This is a genomic window from Paenibacillus dendritiformis (genome assembly GCF_015845845.1).
GTDB lineage: Bacteria > Bacillota > Bacilli > Paenibacillales > Paenibacillaceae > Paenibacillus_B > Paenibacillus_B dendritiformis_C.
This window is the reverse complement of the sequence record NZ_LDIG01000203.1, coordinates 1-17,503: the sequence shown is the minus strand read 5'-3', so window position 1 is coordinate 17,503 and position 17,503 is coordinate 1. Positions and strand designations below refer to the sequence as shown.

The following is a 17,503-nucleotide window of genomic DNA, read 5'->3' as shown; positions in this document are numbered from 1 at the left end:
ATACTTCGAAGCTGGAGTGAAGTCGATGCAGTGGTAGGGGAGCGTTGTGTACCGGGTGGAAGGCAGACCGGAAGGACTGCTGGACTGTACACAAGTGAGAATGCCGGTATGAGTAACGAAAAGACTGGTGAGAATCCAGTCCGCCGAAAGCCTAAGGGTTCCTGGGGAAGGCTCGTCCGCCCAGGGTAAGTCGGGACCTAAGGCGAGGCCGAAAGGCGTAGTCGAAGGACAACAGGTTGAAATTCCTGTACCACCGTAGCCGTTATGAGCAATGGGGGGACGCAGAAGGATAGGGACGCGAGCAGATGGATGCTCGTCCAAGCAGTGAGGCTGGTCAGTAGGCAAATCCGCTGACCGTAAGGCTGGGCTGTGACGGGGAGGGAAAATTACAGTACCGAAGGTCTTGATTTCATGCTGCCAAGAAAAGCCTCTAGCCAGGTAAAGGTGCCCGTACCGCAAACCGACACAGGTAGGCGAGAAGAGAATTCTAAGGCGCGCGGAAGAACTCTCGTTAAGGAACTCGGCAAAATGACCCCGTAACTTTGGGAGAAGGGGTGCCCCGGTAGGGTGAATAGCCCGAGGGGGCCGCAGTGAATAGGCCCGAGCGACTGTTTAGCAAAAACACAGGTCTGTGCGAAGCCGTAAGGCGAAGTATACGGGCTGACGCCTGCCCGGTGCTGGAAGGTTAAGGGGAGTGGTTAGCCGTAAGGCGAAGCTATGAACCGAAGCCCCAGTAAACGGCGGCCGTAACTATAACGGTCCTAAGGTAGCGAAATTCCTTGTCAGGTAAATTCTGACCCGCACGAATGGCGTAACGACTTGGGCGCTGTCTCAACGAGAGATCCGGTGAAATTTTAATACCTGTGAAGATGCAGGTTACCCGCGACAAGACGGAAAGACCCCATGGAGCTTTACTGCAGCTTGATATTGGACTTTGGTACGGTCTGTACAGGATAGGTGGGAGCCTGGGAAGCCGGAGCGCCAGCTTCGGTGGAGGCGCCGTTGGGATACCACCCTGATCGTATCGGAGTTCTAACCAGGGACCGTGAAACCGGTTCGGGGACAGTGTCAGGCGGGCAGTTTGACTGGGGCGGTCGCCTCCTAAAGAGTAACGGAGGCGCCCCAAGGTTCCCTCAGAATGGTTGGAAATCATTCGAAGAGTGCAAAGGCAGAAGGGAGCTTGACTGCGAGACCTACAAGTCGAGCAGGGACGAAAGTCGGGCTTAGTGATCCGGTGGTACCGCATGGAAGGGCCATCGCTCAACGGATAAAAGCTACCCTGGGGATAACAGGCTTATCTCCCCCAAGAGTCCACATCGACGGGGAGGTTTGGCACCTCGATGTCGGCTCATCGCATCCTGGGGCTGAAGTAGGTCCCAAGGGTTGGGCTGTTCGCCCATTAAAGCGGTACGCGAGCTGGGTTCAGAACGTCGTGAGACAGTTCGGTCCCTATCTGTCGCGGGCGTAGGAAATTTGAGAGGAGCTGTCCTTAGTACGAGAGGACCGGGATGGACGTACCGCTGGTGTACCAGTTGTTTCGCCAGAGGCATAGCTGGGTAGCCAAGTACGGAAGGGATAAGCGCTGAAAGCATCTAAGCGTGAAGCCCCCCTCAAGATGAGATTTCCCACATTGGTAAGACCCCTTGAAGACGACGAGGTAGATAGGTTGGAGGTGGAAGTGCAGCAATGCATGGAGCTGACCAATACTAATCGGTCGAGGGCTTATCCTAAATTCACCCCAAAAAGTGACGTGAAGCGTTGCAGCAACACCGATTACTTTTCGGGGACCCCGGGTGATTATGATTCTTTGCTTTCGCATTCAGTTTTTAAGGTACAATACCTTATCTGTTTGGTGGCGATGGCGGAGGGGTTCCACGCGTACCCATCCCGAACACGACCGTTAAGCCCTCCAGCGCCGATGGTACTTGGACCGCAGGGTCCCGGGAGAGTAGGACGCTGCCAAGCAGAGGCTGTACCTATGGTCTCCGGTGAACCGTGAGATCGTAACATTCCCCGATAGCTCAGTCGGTAGAGCACTCGGCTGTTAACCGAGTTGTCACAGGTTCGAGTCCTGTTCGGGGAGCCATACGGAGAGATGTCCGAGCTGGCCGAAGGAGCACGATTGGAAATCGTGTAGGCGTCACAAGCGTCTCGAGGGTTCAAATCCCTCTCTCTCCGCCAGCGTGGCCCGTTGGTCAAGCGGTTAAGACACCGCCCTTTCACGGCGGTAACACGGGTTCGAATCCCGTACGGGTCACCATTTCATTGATATGGACACTTAGCTCAGTTGGGAGAGCACCATCTTGACAGGGTGGGGGTCAGCGGTTCGAACCCGTTAGTGTCCACCATATTATCGCGGGGTGGAGCAGTTCGGTAGCTCGTCGGGCTCATAACCCGAAGGTCGCAGGTTCAAATCCTGTCCCCGCAATACTTTTTCCATCGCGCGTTGATACATAACTTCGATGCGGAAAATGAATAGTTCATGGAGCTGTGGTGTAGAGGCCTAACATGCCTGCCTGTCACGCAGGAGAACGCGGGTTCGAATCCCGTCAGCTCCGCCATCCTTATCCAATGCTGGGGCCCGTTGGTCAAGCGGTTAAGACACCGCCCTTTCACGGCGGTAACACGGGTTCGAATCCCGTACGGGTCACCATGCGAGCCATTAGCTCAGTTGGTAGAGCACCTGACTTTTAATCAGGGTGTCGAAGGTTCGAGTCCTTCATGGCTCACCAGCATGCATTCAACAAGTCTGCGCTTCGGCGCAGGCTTTTTTGGTATTTGGCCCGATGTCATGCGTGATGTCATGCAAGCGCCCGACCTTCTGCAGCTATAATCCCCCTTATTGCCGTTGCTTATTCCGGATCCATATCCGCTCGCCTCCCCCTATTGATGTTTTTGGATAAAGGCATTATGATTAATTGGAAATTGCTATTTAACTGCTTTTATAAAAGGGTTTGAATAAGGTGGGATCGTGGCATGGAGGAAAAAACCGTAAACATTAAAGAATTCAACCGAAATCGAATTTATAAGCTGCTGCGGCAAAAACAGCATTTATCGAAGCAAGAGATTGTGCATCATTTGCAGATCAGTCTGCCGACCGTTACGCAAAACTTGAATTATTTGCTGAAACAAAAGCTGATTGCGAATACCGGAACCATCGGCAATACCGGGGGACGGAACGCGCAACTCTTTTCCTATATAAGCGATGCCAAAGTGGCTATTGGCTTGGACATTACGAGAAATCATATCACCACCGTGGTCGTCGACTTAAATGGAGATATTATCAATATCAATCGAAGAAGGCAGAAATTTGAGGCTTCAGACCCGTATTTTCGGCTATTGGGGGAGATCATTCAAGAGATAGTCAGGGAATTGAATATTGACGAGTCCAAAATATTGGGCGTCGGCATCGGTGTTCCCGGCTTGATCACGGAAGACCGCCAGACCGTTTTCTATGGAAAAATTCTTAATTTCACCGGAGAGACGCTGGAGCGGTTCGCCAAGTATATTCCCTATCCGGCCATCCTGATGAACGATGCGAACGCGGCGGGCTTTTCGGAAATATGGGCGACGCCGGACACGAAAAATGCGTTCTATATTTCGTTGAGCAACAATATCGGTGGCGCTGTCTATATCGGCGATAAAGTGTTCGCGGGAGAAAATCAGAAGAGCGGCGAAATCGGCCATATTACGATTATTCCGGACGGACTGCCTTGTTATTGCGGGCAAAAAGGCTGTCTGGAGGCTTACTGTTCCGCCTCTTTATTGTCCGATGCGGCGGATGGCAGTTTGGCTCAATTTTTTGAACAGGTTGCACAAGGGGACCCGGAAAAGCTGAAATTGTGGGAAAAATATTTGTGGCATCTGGCGATCGCCATTAATAATATTCGCATGCTGTTTGACTGCGATATTATCCTTGGGGGTTATGTCGGCGCGTACATGGAGGATCATATCGAGACATTGAAAAAGCTGGTGGCCGCCAGAAATACGTTTGAGGATCATGCTGACTTTCTTCGCATCTGCAACTATAAGACCGAAGCGATCGCGGCCGGGGCGGCTCTGCCGTTTATCGATCAGTTTATCCATCAAATTTAAAGTAAACGAAGCTTGCATCTTAACGCATGGGATGAGGCTGGAGGAATCCTTCGTACCTTCCGCCGGCTCCATGCGTTTTTTGCGCTGCGTCTTTTTGCATATTGACAAGGCAGCCCAGAGGGGCTATTCTTACGTTAAGTAGTTTTTTAAAACACTTTAATAAAAGTTATTTATTATCGAAGGGTGGATGCATCAATGAATCAACTGTCCTCTAGCTTGGAAGCCGCGGAGAGAAAGGTGCCGGCAACGATGAAAGCGCTTGTAGCGTATGGGAAACATGATTATCGCTTTGAAGCGAACTACCCTACGCCCGGATGCGGGCCAGACGATATCATCATTAAAACCGAGGCATGCGGCATTTGTGCAGGGGATTTGAAATGTCTGCATGGAGCAGCCATGTTCTGGGGCGATGAGACACAGCCGGAGTGGGTTAAGCCTCCCTTTATTCCCGGTCATGAATTTCTGGGGACGATCGTCGAAGTCGGAGAAAATGTAACCGATTTCGCCGTAGGCGATCGGGTCACGGCGGATCAGATTGTGCCATGCCGGGAATGCAGATTTTGCAAGCAAGGCAACTATTGGATGTGCCAGCCCCATAATATTTTCGGATTCCAGGGGACGAACAACGGCGGAATGGCTGAATATGTCCGCTATCCGAAGACGGCCGTCGTTCACAAGGTGCCTGCCGACATGGAACTGGCGTCTGCCTTATTGATTGAGCCTTATGCCTGCTCGAAGCATGCGGTCGATCGGGCGCAAATCGGGTGCGAGGATATCGTTGTCATTTCCGGAGCAGGTCCGCTTGGGCTAGGAATGGTTACGTATGCGCGCATGAAAAACCCGAAAAAACTGATTGTGCTGGACTTGATTGAAAATCGCCTCGAAAAAGCGAAGGAGTTTGGCGCCGATATCGTCTTGAATCCGAAAGAAACGGATGTTATCCAAGCCATTCTTGATATGACGGACGGCTACGGATGCGATATTTATATCGAGGCGACAGGGCACCCTTCGAGCGTGACGCAAGGATTGAGCATGATCAGAAAGCTTGGCCGCTTCGTGGAGTTCAGCGTGTTCGGCGAGCCGACTACCGTCGATTGGTCCATCATTGGCGACCGCAAAGAATTGGACGTCTTGGGAGCTCATTTAAGTCCATATTGCTTCCCGTTCGTCATTGAAAATATGGCAAACGGAAATCTGAAAACGAACGGCATCGTTACCCGCAAGTTCCCGATCGAGCAATGGGAGGAAGCGTTCGAATATGCGTCTGGCAAACACGGCGATTTTAAGGTGGCAATCACGTTTTAACAAAGGGTGAGCAAAGATGGAAAAATATGTGGTAGGAATCGATTTCGGCACGTTGAGCGCCCGCACCATACTCGTCAATGCGGCCACGGGAGAGATTCGGGCCGTTGCCGAGATGGAGTATCCTCATGGCGTGATGGAGCAAACCTTGCCTGACGGCGTAACGAGGCTGGGACCGGATTGGGCGCTGCAGCATCCGCTGGACTATATCGAGTGCGCTTCCACAACGCTGGCGGAGATTATGACAACGACTGGCGTCGACCCGCAGCAGATTATCGGGGTAGGAACCGATTTTACGGAATGTACGATGCTGCCTGTAAAATCCGATGGAACGCCTCTATGCGTGCTGGATGCCTATAAGAGCCATCCGCATGCTTATGTGAAGCTGTGGAAGCATCATGCGGCTGCGGAGGAGGCGAACAGGCTGAATGCGATTGCCGAATCGCGGGGGGAATCCTTTCTAGACTATTATGGCGGCAAAATATCATCGGAGTGGATGTTCCCGAAAATATGGCAAATCATAAATGAAGCGCCTGAAATTTACGAAGCCGCCGATCGATTTATGGAGCTGGCCGATTGGATCACGCTCCAGCTTACGGGCGAAGAAAAACGTAACAGCTGCACGGCAGGCTATAAGGCGATATGGCATAAGCAGCATGGCTATCCTTCGAATGAGTTTTTCAAAGCACTGGATCCAAGACTGGAGCATGTCATTGACGACAAAATGTCGAGAACCATCTACCCGGTTGGCGCCAAGGCAGGGGCCATCACCGAAGAGAGCGCCGCATGGACCGGCTTGGCGCCAGGCACTGCCGTGGCCGTGGGGATAGGCGACGCTCATTCCGCCGTCATCGGCTGCGGGATCACGACTCCCGATATTTTGCTGATGGTAATGGGGACATCCGGCTGCGATATGTTGGTCAGCGAGACGGCGGTGAAGGTGCCAGGCATCAGCGGACTTTGTGAAGACGGCATTTTGCCGGGATACTACGGCTATGAAGCCGGGCAGTCCTGCCTGGGCGATCATTTCTCCTGGTTCGCCAAACATTGCGTCCCGGAGCGAGTGGAATTAGAAGCCAGAGCGGCGAACAAAAAAGTGCTGGAGCTTCTGAATGAGAAAGCGGCGCAAATCAAGCCGGGAGCCAGCGGCTTGCTCGCTCTCGATTGGTGGAACGGGAATCGCTCCGTCTTGGTCGATGCCGATTTGACAGGCTCCATGTTCGGAATGACGACCGCCACGACGGCGGAGGAAATGTACAAGGCGCTTGTCGAAGCCGTCGCTTTTGGCAAACGCATGATTATCGAGAACTTCGTGCAGCATGGGGTTCCGATACGGAAAATCGTGGCGACGGGCGGCATTGCGGAAAAAAGCCCGTTCGTTATGCAGACCTTCGCGGATATTATCGGCATGCCGATTCATGTCGCGGCGACCCAACAGGGAACGGCGATGGGAGCGGCGATGCTGGGAGCGGTGGCGGCCGGCAGCCAATACGGAGGCTATGATTCGATCCAACAGGCCGGACAAGCGATGGGCGGAGGCATCAGCAAGACGTATGAGCCGAATGGCGAGCATCGGGACATTTATGATCAGCTCTATGCCCAGTATGTTCAACTGCACGATTACTTCGGCCGGAATGATAACAGTCCAATCAAAAGATTGAAAGCGATTAAATTGGAAGTCATGAGGGGAAATGCGGCCAAGCCTTGAACATCGGATAAGCCGCAGCAAAGACAATAAGAAAATGATAATAGGAAAGAAGTGATGCACTTGAAGGGGTCGAATTTTCTGGATAAAGTAGGCATTCCTGCATCCCTTGCTTGGGGCTATCTCGGCGTTCTTATTTTTATGATGGGGGATGGGCTGGAGCAGGGCTGGTTAAGTCCTTATCTGGTAGAGCAGGGGCTTACGGTACAGCAATCAGGCATTTTATTTACGGTATACGGGGTTACGATTGCCTTGTCTTCTTTCCTGTCCGGCTTATTCGTGGATGCGATGGGGCCGAAAAAAGCGATGCTGACCGGCTTAATTCTGTATATTCTTGGTTCCGTCGGGTTTATTGGAATCGGAATCAGCCAATTGTCTTTTGCGACGATGCTGCCGACGTACGCGTTCAAAGGTCTCGGTTATCCGCTGTTTGCCTATTCCTTTCTCGTGTGGATCGCTTATCAGACGCCGCAAAAAAAGCTGGGAACGGCGGTCGGCTGGTTCTGGTTCGTCTTTACCGGAGGCATGAACGTGCTCGGCGCGTATTATTCCACCTGGGCGCTAAAGCATTTGGGGCATATCAACACGTTGTGGAGCGCGCTCGTATGGGTATTGCTCGGGGCGCTGTTCGCGCTCGTCATTAACCGCGGCGGCAAGATCGACAGAGCCAAAGCGGAGCAGCGGGGAAGCAAGCTGAAGGAGATCGTCACGGGCTTGGCGGTTGTCAAAAAAGAACCGAAAATCGTGCTGGTCGGCCTGGTCCGGATTATTAATACGGCAGCGCAATTCGGCTTCCCTGTCTATATGCCCCTCTACATGGAGAGCCAAGGAATCAGCATCTCGTCCTGGCTCCATCTGTGGGCGATGATTTTTATCGGCAACATTGCGTTCAACCTGATATTCGGCATTGTTGGCGACAAGTTCGGCTGGAGAAATACGGTCATGTGGTTCGGGTGCGCAGGTTCGGCCTTCTTTACGCTCTTACTGTTTTATGTTCCTCAGCTTGCAGCCGGCAATGTCATGCTGACGCAAGTGATCGGGATTTTGTGGGGAGGATGCCTCGCCGGCTTCGTGCCATTGTCGGCCATCGCGCCGTCTCTCGTGAAGGAGGAAAAAGGCGCGGCCATGTCCATCTTGAACTTGGGGGCGGGTTTAAGCGCTTTCGTAGGTCCGGCTCTTGTTGCCTTGTTCATTGGAAGTCTTGGTTACGCCGGACTAACATGGCTCTTTGCAGGCCTGTTTGTTGCGGCTGGCATTATGATGATCTTTGTTACGCTTCCGGACGAGAAAAAAACGAAAACCGATCCGAACCTAAACAGCGAGATCGTAAGCGCCTAGATTGGGGCCCGGCATCAACAAAAGCAGCTCTTCGCCTTGCGGGCGAAGGGCTGCTTCGATCATTTATGACCAGCGATCCGGCTTTTGAAAGCCTTTGCCCATCCGGTAGGATGACGGGCTGACTCCGTAGACGGAGGAGAATTGGTTGGAGAAATAATGTATGGAATCGTACCCGAGCATAAGCGCGATGTCCGTAATCGATTGGCGGCTTTCCATCAACAGGACGGCCGCTTTTTTCATGCGGGCCTGCAGGGCGTACGCTTTGGGCGACATGCCGGTCTCCTGCTTGAACAGCCGATAGAATTGCGATTTCTCCAGTCCGCACTCGCTGCACCAGTAGTCGACGGAGAACCGCTGCTCCGGACAGGCCTCCATCTGCTCCAATATCCGGGTAATCCGGTAATCCGCCGTCTGGGTCAGGCTGCCCGCTTCATGCCACTGCAGTATCCACGAATAAAAGCAGGCGGAGACCGCTTGGGCCGTATATTTCCCGGAACGGTTGAACGCAGCCAGCGTTTGCTTGATCAGCTCGATCAGATGCGGGTAAGGACGGAGCGGCATGCTTGTCGGCAGCGCATCCAATTCGTGGCAGGGCGCTTGTTCCGTCAGCCACCGGGGATCATAGTCATCCCATTGATAAGCGAAGGTCGGCTGCTTGGGACCGGGCACGCACCACAGGTCGCAGTAAATATTGCAGGCATCCATCGTCTCCCCCGGCTCCGGCACGAAATAATGTCCTTCTCCCGGACGAACGAAAATCAGGCTTCCGCTCGCCACGGGGTAGACCTGTTCATTGACAATCATATGTCCGTGGCCTTCCGTGAAGAGATGGAAGGCATAGCTGTAGCCTCTGCGCCGCTGCTCCTCGGGAGCCCCCCGATAGTTGTACATATGCGCCGCGCGGATATGGGGCTTTACCTCACTGAGCGGTTTCATTGTTTTCCTCCCACATGATCGGAATTTTGTATAAATGATAGGAACCTGTCTTAAATACGTACGCCTACGTAGATGATACAATGATCTCAAGAAAATGTCATGTATAGGAGGATATTATGCGCTACAGACAGGTTCACCTCGATTTCCATACGTCGGAGCATATTTCTGATATCGGGAGAAATTTTTCTAAAGAGAATTTTCAAGAAATGCTGAAGCTGGGACATGTGGGCTCGATCACCGTGTTCGCCAAATGCCATCACGGCTGGGCCTACTTCCCTTCGGAAACGAATGAAATTCATCCGGGACTTGAATTTGACCTGCTGGGCGCCCAGATTGAAGCGGCGCATGAGATCGGCGTCAAGGTGCCGATTTATTTGTCCGTCGGCTTCGATGAGAAGCTCGCGTGGGAGAAGCCGCAATGGCTGATGCGGGACGATGCCGACCGGATGAACTGGGTCGACTCCTTCATGAAGCCGGGATATCATCAATTTTGTCTGAATACGCCATATCTTGATCTCGTCATTGAGCAGGTGCAGGAAGTGGTTCGCAAGTATGACGGCGACGGCATTTTCCTCGATATTGTAGGCGAGCGGACGTGCTATTGCACGACCTGTCTGAAGCAAATGCAAGCGGATGGTCTGGATCCGCATAACAAGGAAGATGTCATCGCGAACGGCCGCCGCATTTACGCGAACTACACGGCGCGCATCCGGGAAGCGATCGACGCGATTAAGCCGGGCTTGCCGGTCTTCCATAACGCGGGCCATATTCATCAAGGGCGCCGCGATCTGATGGGCATGAACTCTCATCTTGAGCTGGAGTCGCTGCCGACCGGCGGCTGGGGGTATGATCACTTCCCGCTGTCAGCCCGCTATGCGCAGCCAACCGGGTTCAACTTCCTCGGCATGACCGGGAAGTTCCATACCTTCTGGGGCGAATTCGGCGGTTACAAGCATCCGAACGCCTTGCGCTATGAGACCGCGCTGAGCTTGGCGAACGGCGCCCGCTGCTCGATCGGAGACCAGCTCCACCCCGGGGGACAAATGGATCGGGCGACGTATGAGCTGATCGGAAAGGCGTACGCGGAAGTGGAGGCCAAGGAAGCCTGGTGCGTGAATGCCGTCAACCATGCCGATGTCGCGCTGCTTACGGTAGAGGCCGCCGGCGTGCAACAGGAAAGCGGAGCCATGTATTCCGGCAAAGTCGATATGGGCGCGGTCCGCATTCTGCTGGAAGGCAAAATTTTGTTCGATATCGTCGATCTCGAAAGCGACTGGAGCCGCTACAAGGTGCTCATTCTCCCGGACTCGATCGTGATGAAGGATACGATTCTGCCGAAGGTGGAAGCGTTCTTGGCCGCAGGGGGCAAAGTGCTGGCGTCCGGGCGTTCCGGCCTGAATGCCGAATTGACGCGGCAGATGCTGCCTCTCGGCTTTACCGATATCGGGGCGAATCCGTTCCGGCCGGATTATTTCCGTCCGCTTTGCGAAGGAATGGCCAATCTCGGAGAAGCGGCGTATATCATGTACGGGGAAGGGCGCCGAATCGAGCTGACGGACGGCATCGAGCTTGGAAGAAGAGAGGATCCGTACTTTAACCGTCAGGCATTCCGCTTCTGCTCTCACCAGCATGCGCCGAGTTCCGGGCAGGATGGCGGACCGGGCATGGTCGAATCCGCGCAAGGGATTTATATCGCCTGGAACGTGTTTGAAGATTATGCGACGAAGGGCAGTCTCATTTTGAAGGAAATGGTTCTGTTCGCGCTTCGCCGCCTGCTCGGCGATCGAATTACGTTGAAGACGACGCTGCCCGCCCAGGGCGTGACGACGCTCCAGCACCAAGCAGCGGAGCGCCGCTATATTAATCACTTGCTGTACGCTTCCCCGGTGAAGCGCGGCGAACGGGTCGAAATCATTGAAGATATCATTCCGCTCCAACAGGTCGAGGTGCAGCTTCGGCTGCCGGTGGCGGAAGTGAAGCGGGTCTATCTCGCTCCGCAAATGACGGATATCGGGTTCAAGGCGTCCGGGGGCGATGTGCAATTTACCGTGCCGCAATTGGAATGCCACCAAATGGTCGTCGTAGAGTATAATGAATAGCAGCAGGACAGACATCCCGGAGTTACGAGGAGGAACCAACGTGGTAGACTTGGGTAAAGTGTTAGTAGAAGAATATCGTGGCAATTGGTTGGAATGCGCGTATACCGGCCATATGGTTGGCGTGAACGAACAGGGGGAGACGCTGTTCACGGTGGGGGACGAGAATTATGTCAGCTTCATGCGCTCGTCGTCGAAGCCGGTTCAAGCGCTGCCTGCGCTCATGGCCGGAGTGCCGGAGCATTACGGGTTAAGCGACGAGGAAATCGTGCTTATGACGGCATCGCATCGGGCGCAAAAATTCCATGTCGAAGCGTTGGAATCGTTCATGCGCAAGACGGGCATCTCGGAGTCGCAGTTCGTATGCAAGCCGACGTATCCGCTGAACGGAGCGGCCCGCGACGAGCTGATCGCTCATGGCGCGCCTGCGCGCTCCATCTACCACAATTGCTCGGGCAAGCATCTCGGGGTGCTGGGGCTCTGCAAAATGAAGGGCTGGCCGACCGAAAACTATGCCGAGCCGGATCATCCGGTTCAGCAGCAGGTGCTGTCTCTCATGTCCGCACTCTCGGATGTGCCTCTCGAGAAGATCAGGCTGGGAACGGACGGCTGCGGCTTCCCGGTCTATGCGCTGCCTATCCGCAATATTGCGACGCTGTACTTGCGGCTGGCTTGCCCGGATCTGATTCCGGATGAGGCGGTTCGAGCGGCCGTCATCCGCTTGACGGCATTGATGAACCGCTACCCGTTCTACGTATCCGGCACGCAGCTCATTTGTCCGACGCTTCTGCAGGACGACAACATCGTCGCCAAGGGCGGCGCCAAAGGAATCTACTGCTTCGGCCTGCGGAAAGAGCGCATGGGGATCGCCTTCAAAGTGATGGACGGCTCCGAGGATCAATGGCCGCTCATCGTGGCCCATATTTTGGAGGAGATTCAATATCCGAACGCCGAGACGATCGAGCGTCTGCGGCAGCTCAGTCCGCCGGAGACGAAGAATGACAATGGCCGGGTCGTCGGCATGCGAGAAGCGAAGTTCAAATTGCAGTGGGTTAAAAAATAAGAAGAAAGTATAAGTCTATACCGTCTTGTCCGAAGGGATAACCTGAAGGCAAGGCGGTTTTTTCCATTGCTGCCCGGATATTGATGATAGGAGAGTTAAGAAAAAAACATCGATTTTCAGCAAAAAAGAATTGATTTTCGATATGCGGTCTGTTATATTAATAAATGTCCTTCTTGAAGCATGCTCTCACGGCCAGCGATGGAATGACAATGGACAGGCTGCACAGCCGATGCGCGGACATAGCTCAGTGGTAGAGTATCGCCTTGCCAAGGCGAGGGTCGCGGGTTCGAATCCCGTTGTCCGCTCCAGAATATGCGCCCTTAGCTCAGCCGGATAGAGCGTTTGACTACGAATCAAAAGGTCGGGAGTTCGAATCTCTCAGGGCGCGCCAGATTATTAATTTCATAAGCCGGTGTGGCGGAATGGCAGACGCGCGCGACTCAAAATCGAGCGCATAAGTCAAAGAATTATCCGCTTAAGCCTTGGTACAACTGAGTTTTTGTGATACAATGTTTGATAGTTCTCTCCTGTAGTTCTCTCCTTTATCCAGGAAATATCCAGGAAAGAGTTGGAGACATTTATAATATGCTGGTGTGGCGGAATGGCAGACGCGGCGGACTCAAAATCCGCTTCCGGCGACGGAGTGGGGGTTCAAGTCCCTTCACCAGCACCATAATAGTACTACGATGTTCTTTGGGAAATATTAACCCAAGGAACTTTTTTATTATTTAAAGCTGTAAACATTCGCTCATTGCATGGGCTGAAGTGATTTTTGTACTGACATCCAAATGTGCATAGATATTTGCTGTTGTTGAGAAATCGCTATGCCCCAGCCATTCTTGAATTTCTTTCATGCCCACTCCATTGGCCAGAAGAAGGCTGGCACAACTATGTCGCAGATCATGAAAACGAATCCGGCGCAATTTATGCCTTGCAAGCACAATGGGAAAATGCTGTGTAATGTATCCCGGTTTGATTCGATTCCCTAGCTTGTCCAGATAAATGTAATCAAGGTAAGCAGTACAGTAAGAGTTTTTATACAAACGTCTATTTTGTTCTTGTTGTTCCTTTAATTGCAATAGCAATTCTTCAAATGCTGCGACTAGCGGGAGGGAACGATGACTTGATCTGTTTTTGGTCCGATCCTTCTCCACGGTAACATATTTGCCTTCAACGGATACTTCAATTACTGTATGCTGAATGGTAATGGTTTTATTTTTGAAATCAATCGCATCCCACTTTAACCGCACCACTTCACTTCGACGCAGCCCGTAGAATGCAGCCAGTAGCACGGCTAATTCAATGGGATCGCCCTTTACCGCTTCGAACAGTTTGTTCATCTCTTCTTTGTCGTAAAAACTGCCGACAAATTTATTTTTTTTCGGACGTTTCACTTTATCCGCGGGATTTGAGGGAATCATATCGGTTTTAAATGCATATTGAAGCGCTTTACGGATATTGGCATGGTAGTGAATAACCGTATTCGCCGTAACGCCTCGCACCTCTAATTCATGTTGGTAAAATTCCTGGATGTGCAACGGTTGCAATTCTTTAAGCAAAATCTCTTTTTCTTTGAAGTAAGGCGCTATCCTGCCTTTTACGCTTAGTCCCGTAGAAATCCACTTGTTTTTTCATCTATCTTGGGTGGTATTTGAAATCAAAAGTAATATTGAAAACGCAGAAAGTGCTATACCATTGGATGATACTCGTCAAGCCTATTTTCATGATAAGTGGGTCCAACATCATCGAAACGTTCCAGAAGATACAGAAATTTATATTGTCTTAATTTGCGCAAAACAATTTGTTGAACAATATGCTGCTCACGCAACAAATGGAATTTATTTGTTAGATCCGACGATTATCGAAAGTATTATGGAGAAAACTGAGAACATACTTCGTACCGTTTTAGGAAAACTAAAATATTCCACTTACGATGACGCAAGAGCAACGCTAGTATCATTGTTGAAGAGTTATTGTGTTGATGCTGTAAGTCTACAAAAGTTATTTTGTGAATTTCCGTTGAAAATACGGTTGGATAGTAGCAGAATTATAAAATTGTTAAGGAGGGGAAGCATTTCGCCAGTTCCGCTTCATATTTTGCTTGGCGTATTGCAGTTAGGTCCTCGTTGAAGTCCTTGCGGATCGGTTTCTCAATCGAGGTCTGGTATCCTAGAACGCTGTACTCTTGGGCAAATTTTACGGCAGCCTCTTGTCCCCAGTTGGGAGCAGGGCTGCCATCACGAAACGTTGCGTTATGGTCGTTATCTAGGCAGAAGACAATCTCATATATGTTGAAGTGCTGGAGAAATCGTTCCAAGGCATGGTCGGATAAGCAACCAAGGGATATGCGATGGTCGGCTTTCCAATCATGGCCTTTCAATTTTGCAAGCGTAGCATGGCTCATAGCATCAATGGGGCTTTCAAAGACATATACTTTTTGGCTACTACCAGTGATGTGGAAGGGATAGCTCTTATCCGAATGTTCCCGATCCTGCTTGAACGGGCGCTGCGGCATACTGCCCCGTAAGGAACAATATTTCGGTGTTTCGTCCCTATCGTAAGCAACAAAAACGCAATTTCCCGTTTTATCTTGCTGGTACAGCTTTTTCTCATGCATCAGATGGGACACGATCTCCGGCTCAATGCCCCGAACATGGATGAGATACCAGGCCACGCGTCGATAATTGGGCGCTTTTGTCGGTAAAAGGAGTTGCCCTCGTTCTTTGGGAGCGGAAGAGGGGATGTGCTGTGGAATCGTGCTTTCTAGTAAATTCGAAACTGCTTCTTTAAAGTCCATACGCCAGAATTGCATGACGAAATCGATGGGACCGCCACTAGTGTCGGTGGAAAAGTGCTAGTACTTGTTGCTGTCCAGGAAAAAGTAAAGGCCTCCGCTTTGCTTCGCATGAAGCGCGCGGCGACCGCCGTTTTCGAGGATGTAGCCATGAGATTTGGCAAATTCGATCAGGTCATTGCTATTGGCTTGGACAATTTGATCTTTAGTAAAGGGTAAGCCTTGCGCCATTTTCAACGCCTCCATTTCGTTGTTATCCTTTGGCGTAAACGATATAATAAAGGAAAGAACAGAATTTGGAGTGGATACGAATTGATTTCCGATGAACGCCAGGAGACCATACACCCGCGTCACGATACTTCGTATCGCTTCCTGCTTTCCAGCAAGAAACTGTTTGTGGAATTGCTTCGTTCTTTTGTTCATAAAGGATGGGTACAAAGCATAGATGAAACCAGTGTCCAGGAAATTCCGCATTCGTTCGTACTCCAAGACTTCAAACGCAAGGAAGCGGATTTGGTTTATCGCGTACAGTTGAACGGGCAGGAAGTCGTGTTTTATTTGCTGCTGGAAATGCAGTCGAAAGTGGACTTCCAAATGCCTTATCGTTTGTTGTTATACCAGGTGGAAATATGGCGATACTTGTTGAATGACGAGAAAAAAGCCCGAGCCAATAGAAAATCTTTTCGGCTTCCTCCTATTGTGCCGATTGTGTTGTATAATGGGAAACAACGATGGACAGCCCATCGCCAGTTTCGGAAGCTGCTGGGCAATGAAGAGATGTTTGGCCGGGAATTGCTGGACTTTGAATATTTACTCATTGATGTGGCCCGTTATACTGAAGAAGAATTACTCGCTTTATCCAATACCATTGGTTCTGTCTTTTTACTCGATCAAACGGAAAATCAGGGACAATTGTTGGAACGACTCGGCAAGCTGATGCATACGATTCAACAATTGCCGGAAGATAGTCAGCAGAAGTTTGTAGCGTGGATGGCCAACATCCTCCTACAGAAACTCCCCGAAAATGAACCACATTTACAGGAATTTATCCAGAGCGTGAAAGGAGATGTATCCGTTATGGGGTTGGAAAAGGTTCTGGATGATATTGAACGAAGAGGCGAACAAAAAGCTAAAGAAGAAGTTGCTAAACGCATGATTGACCTGGGATTGGAAGTCTCGGTCATTGCTGCTGCTACGGGTTTTTCTCCCGATAAGATAGACCAGTTACGTGGAAAATCTCATTGATTTCATTTGATGGACCGTCCGCAATGGGCGGTTCTTAATTTTTTTATTGAACAGGCAAGAAGATTAGGTTGATCGAATAAAAAACAACGGCAGACTAAGGATTGAAATTAAAGTCTTAGACGGCCGCTGTGTTACTTGAACCATCGTTCTCCGTTTGTTCAATAATTCCGGGAAATAATTTCGTCTCCATCATTAATTTTTTGTTTCATTTAGGGCTCAATCTCAAAATCAGTGCTTGACTATCAGCATATCAACCGGTGACGGTTGCATTCGATAAGAATACCTGCTTTATAACGATTGGGATTTCGCATAAAGTAATGGCGACGTTGAAACGCTTTAATGCGATTATGACGGCCTTCTACGGTCGCGTTTGTCCAGCGACATTGATGATAATTCACGATTTCCTCTTTCCAATTTCGCATCGTCCCCAGCGTGCTGCGTACCGTTGCATGGTCGATCTGATCGCCTTGCTCGCACCAACGCTCAAATCCGAGTCGGGCAACAGCATAGCTGGGCGAGCGGTCATACCAAGTTGTGAAGGCTTCTTTCCACTCCCACACGCTGCGCAGAAGCGAAGAATAATTCAGTAGCGTTTCCAGTCGTTTTCTGCTTTCTTCACTCAGCGATTCCGCTGGAGGATTCAGCAAACGATGGTTCGCTTTCAAATACGCTCGCGCTCGCGGCGATAAGGTATGCTGAACCGTTTTTCGAACTTCTTGCACGCTTTCGATTACATAACCGTGGACATGAAAGCGATCTGCGATGCGAATCGCATTCGGGAAACACTCGCTGATCCAGGTATGGTAAGCCTGGGCCAAATCCATGACCACTGCTTTGGGATTCAGCCGAAGGAAGTCGGGATGCGCCTGGGCATAGGCACGCAATTCCTCCAGTTTCCTACCCGGCAGCAGATCCAGCATCGTTTCGCC

General features: G+C 51.2%; 12 protein-coding genes, 11 tRNA genes and 2 rRNA genes. 20 read left to right on the top strand and 5 right to left on the bottom strand.

Annotation, left to right across the window (positions count from 1 at the left end):
- The 14 genes from ABD76_RS20660 to ABD76_RS20595 all read left to right on the top strand — a co-directional run.
- Positions 1 to 1,730: ribosomal RNA gene (locus tag ABD76_RS20660) — 23S ribosomal RNA — on the top strand; the annotation flags it as partial.
- Positions 1,731 to 1,848: 118 nt separating this feature from the next.
- A 5S ribosomal RNA gene (gene rrf, locus ABD76_RS20655) occupies positions 1,849 to 1,965 on the top strand.
- 45 nt (positions 1,966 to 2,010) lie between these two features.
- Positions 2,011 to 2,086 (top strand) — tRNA-Asn (locus ABD76_RS20650).
- 3 nt (positions 2,087 to 2,089) lie between these two features.
- A tRNA-Ser gene (locus ABD76_RS20645) sits at positions 2,090 to 2,181 on the top strand.
- 4 nt (positions 2,182 to 2,185) lie between these two features.
- Positions 2,186 to 2,260 (top strand) — tRNA-Glu (locus tag ABD76_RS20640).
- A 12-nt stretch (positions 2,261 to 2,272) separates the two neighbouring features.
- Positions 2,273 to 2,348: transfer RNA gene (locus tag ABD76_RS20635), tRNA-Val, on the top strand.
- 6 nt (positions 2,349 to 2,354) lie between these two features.
- Positions 2,355 to 2,428, top strand: a tRNA-Met gene (locus ABD76_RS20630).
- Positions 2,429 to 2,484: 56 nt separating this feature from the next.
- Positions 2,485 to 2,561, top strand: a tRNA-Asp gene (locus ABD76_RS20625).
- Between the two features lie 17 nt (positions 2,562 to 2,578).
- Positions 2,579 to 2,653, top strand: a tRNA-Glu gene (locus ABD76_RS20620).
- 3 nt (positions 2,654 to 2,656) lie between these two features.
- Positions 2,657 to 2,732 (top strand) — tRNA-Lys (locus ABD76_RS20615).
- A 244-nt stretch (positions 2,733 to 2,976) separates the two neighbouring features.
- The gene (locus ABD76_RS20610; protein WP_197259010.1) at positions 2,977 to 4,095 is read left to right on the top strand and encodes an ROK family transcriptional regulator; all 1,119 of its coding nucleotides are present in this window, start codon (positions 2,977 to 2,979) and stop codon (positions 4,093 to 4,095) included.
- 195 nt (positions 4,096 to 4,290) lie between these two features.
- Positions 4,291 to 5,400, top strand: a complete 1,110-nt coding sequence (locus ABD76_RS20605; protein ID WP_197259009.1) for an MDR/zinc-dependent alcohol dehydrogenase-like family protein — start codon at positions 4,291 to 4,293, stop codon at positions 5,398 to 5,400.
- Between the two features lie 16 nt (positions 5,401 to 5,416).
- A complete protein-coding gene (locus ABD76_RS20600; RefSeq protein WP_197259008.1) occupies positions 5,417 to 7,105 on the top strand; it encodes a ribulokinase in 1,689 nt (562 codons plus the stop codon).
- 54 nt (positions 7,106 to 7,159) lie between these two features.
- Positions 7,160 to 8,440 (top strand): MFS transporter, encoded by a 1,281-nt coding sequence (locus tag ABD76_RS20595; protein ID WP_197259007.1) that lies wholly within the window; start codon positions 7,160 to 7,162, stop codon positions 8,438 to 8,440.
- A 63-nt stretch (positions 8,441 to 8,503) separates the two neighbouring features.
- Here ABD76_RS20595 and ABD76_RS20590 read toward each other — a convergent pair whose 3' ends face one another.
- Positions 8,504 to 9,376 carry a helix-turn-helix domain-containing protein gene (locus tag ABD76_RS20590; RefSeq protein ID WP_197259006.1) on the bottom strand — a complete coding sequence of 291 codons (873 nt, stop codon included), beginning with the start codon at positions 9,374 to 9,376 and terminating at the stop codon, positions 8,504 to 8,506.
- A gap of 116 nt (positions 9,377 to 9,492) precedes the next feature.
- Here ABD76_RS20590 and ABD76_RS20585 point away from each other — a divergent pair, with 116 nt between their 5' ends.
- The 5 genes from ABD76_RS20585 to ABD76_RS20565 all read left to right on the top strand — a co-directional run bounded on the left by ABD76_RS20585 (position 9,493) and on the right by ABD76_RS20565 (position 13,208).
- Positions 9,493 to 11,475, top strand: a complete 1,983-nt coding sequence (locus tag ABD76_RS20585; protein WP_197259005.1) for an alpha-amylase family protein — start codon at positions 9,493 to 9,495, stop codon at positions 11,473 to 11,475.
- A gap of 40 nt (positions 11,476 to 11,515) precedes the next feature.
- A complete protein-coding gene (locus tag ABD76_RS20580) occupies positions 11,516 to 12,535 on the top strand; it encodes an asparaginase (RefSeq protein ID WP_197259004.1) in 1,020 nt (339 codons plus the stop codon).
- Positions 12,536 to 12,768: 233 nt separating this feature from the next.
- Positions 12,769 to 12,843: transfer RNA gene (locus ABD76_RS20575), tRNA-Gly, on the top strand.
- 6 nt (positions 12,844 to 12,849) lie between these two features.
- Positions 12,850 to 12,926, top strand: a tRNA-Arg gene (locus tag ABD76_RS20570).
- Positions 12,927 to 13,122: 196 nt separating this feature from the next.
- Positions 13,123 to 13,208, top strand: a tRNA-Leu gene (locus ABD76_RS20565).
- 55 nt (positions 13,209 to 13,263) lie between these two features.
- On the opposite strand, the gene ABD76_RS20560 is transcribed toward ABD76_RS20565, so the two are convergent.
- The 3 genes from ABD76_RS20560 to ABD76_RS20550 all read right to left on the bottom strand — a co-directional run bounded on the left by ABD76_RS20560 (position 13,264) and on the right by ABD76_RS20550 (position 15,575).
- Positions 13,264 to 14,124, bottom strand: coding sequence for a tyrosine-type recombinase/integrase (locus ABD76_RS20560; protein ID WP_338125163.1), 861 nt, complete (start codon positions 14,122 to 14,124; stop codon positions 13,264 to 13,266).
- Positions 14,125 to 14,582: 458 nt separating this feature from the next.
- Positions 14,583 to 15,332 (bottom strand): DUF3991 and TOPRIM domain-containing protein, encoded by a 750-nt coding sequence (locus ABD76_RS20555; protein ID WP_197259002.1) that lies wholly within the window; start codon positions 15,330 to 15,332, stop codon positions 14,583 to 14,585.
- A gap of 57 nt (positions 15,333 to 15,389) precedes the next feature.
- Positions 15,390 to 15,575: a hypothetical protein gene (locus tag ABD76_RS20550; RefSeq protein WP_197259001.1), complete on the bottom strand. Its 186-nt coding sequence runs from the start codon at positions 15,573 to 15,575 to the stop codon at positions 15,390 to 15,392.
- Positions 15,576 to 15,641: 66 nt separating this feature from the next.
- On the opposite strand from ABD76_RS20550, the gene ABD76_RS20545 reads away from it, so the two are divergent.
- Complete coding sequence (locus ABD76_RS20545; RefSeq protein ID WP_197259000.1) at positions 15,642 to 16,574, top strand: Rpn family recombination-promoting nuclease/putative transposase; 933 nt, start codon at positions 15,642 to 15,644, stop codon at positions 16,572 to 16,574.
- A gap of 242 nt (positions 16,575 to 16,816) precedes the next feature.
- On the opposite strand, the gene ABD76_RS20540 is transcribed toward ABD76_RS20545, so the two are convergent.
- A partial coding sequence (locus tag ABD76_RS20540; protein WP_197256362.1) for a transposase occupies positions 16,817 to 17,503 on the bottom strand: 687 nt, incomplete at its 5' end.

Bases quoted from the DNA above. Each gene is read 5' to 3' on its own strand.
- ABD76_RS20610 (WP_197259010.1), top strand. From the start codon at position 2,977: ATGGAGGAAAAAACCGTAAACATTAAAGAATTCAACCGAAATCGAATT.
- ABD76_RS20605 (WP_197259009.1), top strand. From the start codon at position 4,291: ATGAATCAACTGTCCTCTAGCTTGGAAGCCGCGGAGAGAAAGGTGCCG.
- ABD76_RS20600 (WP_197259008.1), top strand. From the start codon at position 5,417: ATGGAAAAATATGTGGTAGGAATCGATTTCGGCACGTTGAGCGCCCGC.
- ABD76_RS20595 (WP_197259007.1), top strand. From the start codon at position 7,160: ATGCACTTGAAGGGGTCGAATTTTCTGGATAAAGTAGGCATTCCTGCA.
- ABD76_RS20590 (WP_197259006.1), bottom strand. From the start codon at position 9,376: ATGAAACCGCTCAGTGAGGTAAAGCCCCATATCCGCGCGGCGCATATG.
- ABD76_RS20585 (WP_197259005.1), top strand. From the start codon at position 9,493: ATGCGCTACAGACAGGTTCACCTCGATTTCCATACGTCGGAGCATATT.
- ABD76_RS20555 (WP_197259002.1), bottom strand. From the start codon at position 15,332: ATGGACTTTAAAGAAGCAGTTTCGAATTTACTAGAAAGCACGATTCCA.
- ABD76_RS20550 (WP_197259001.1), bottom strand. From the start codon at position 15,575: ATGGAGGCGTTGAAAATGGCGCAAGGCTTACCCTTTACTAAAGATCAA.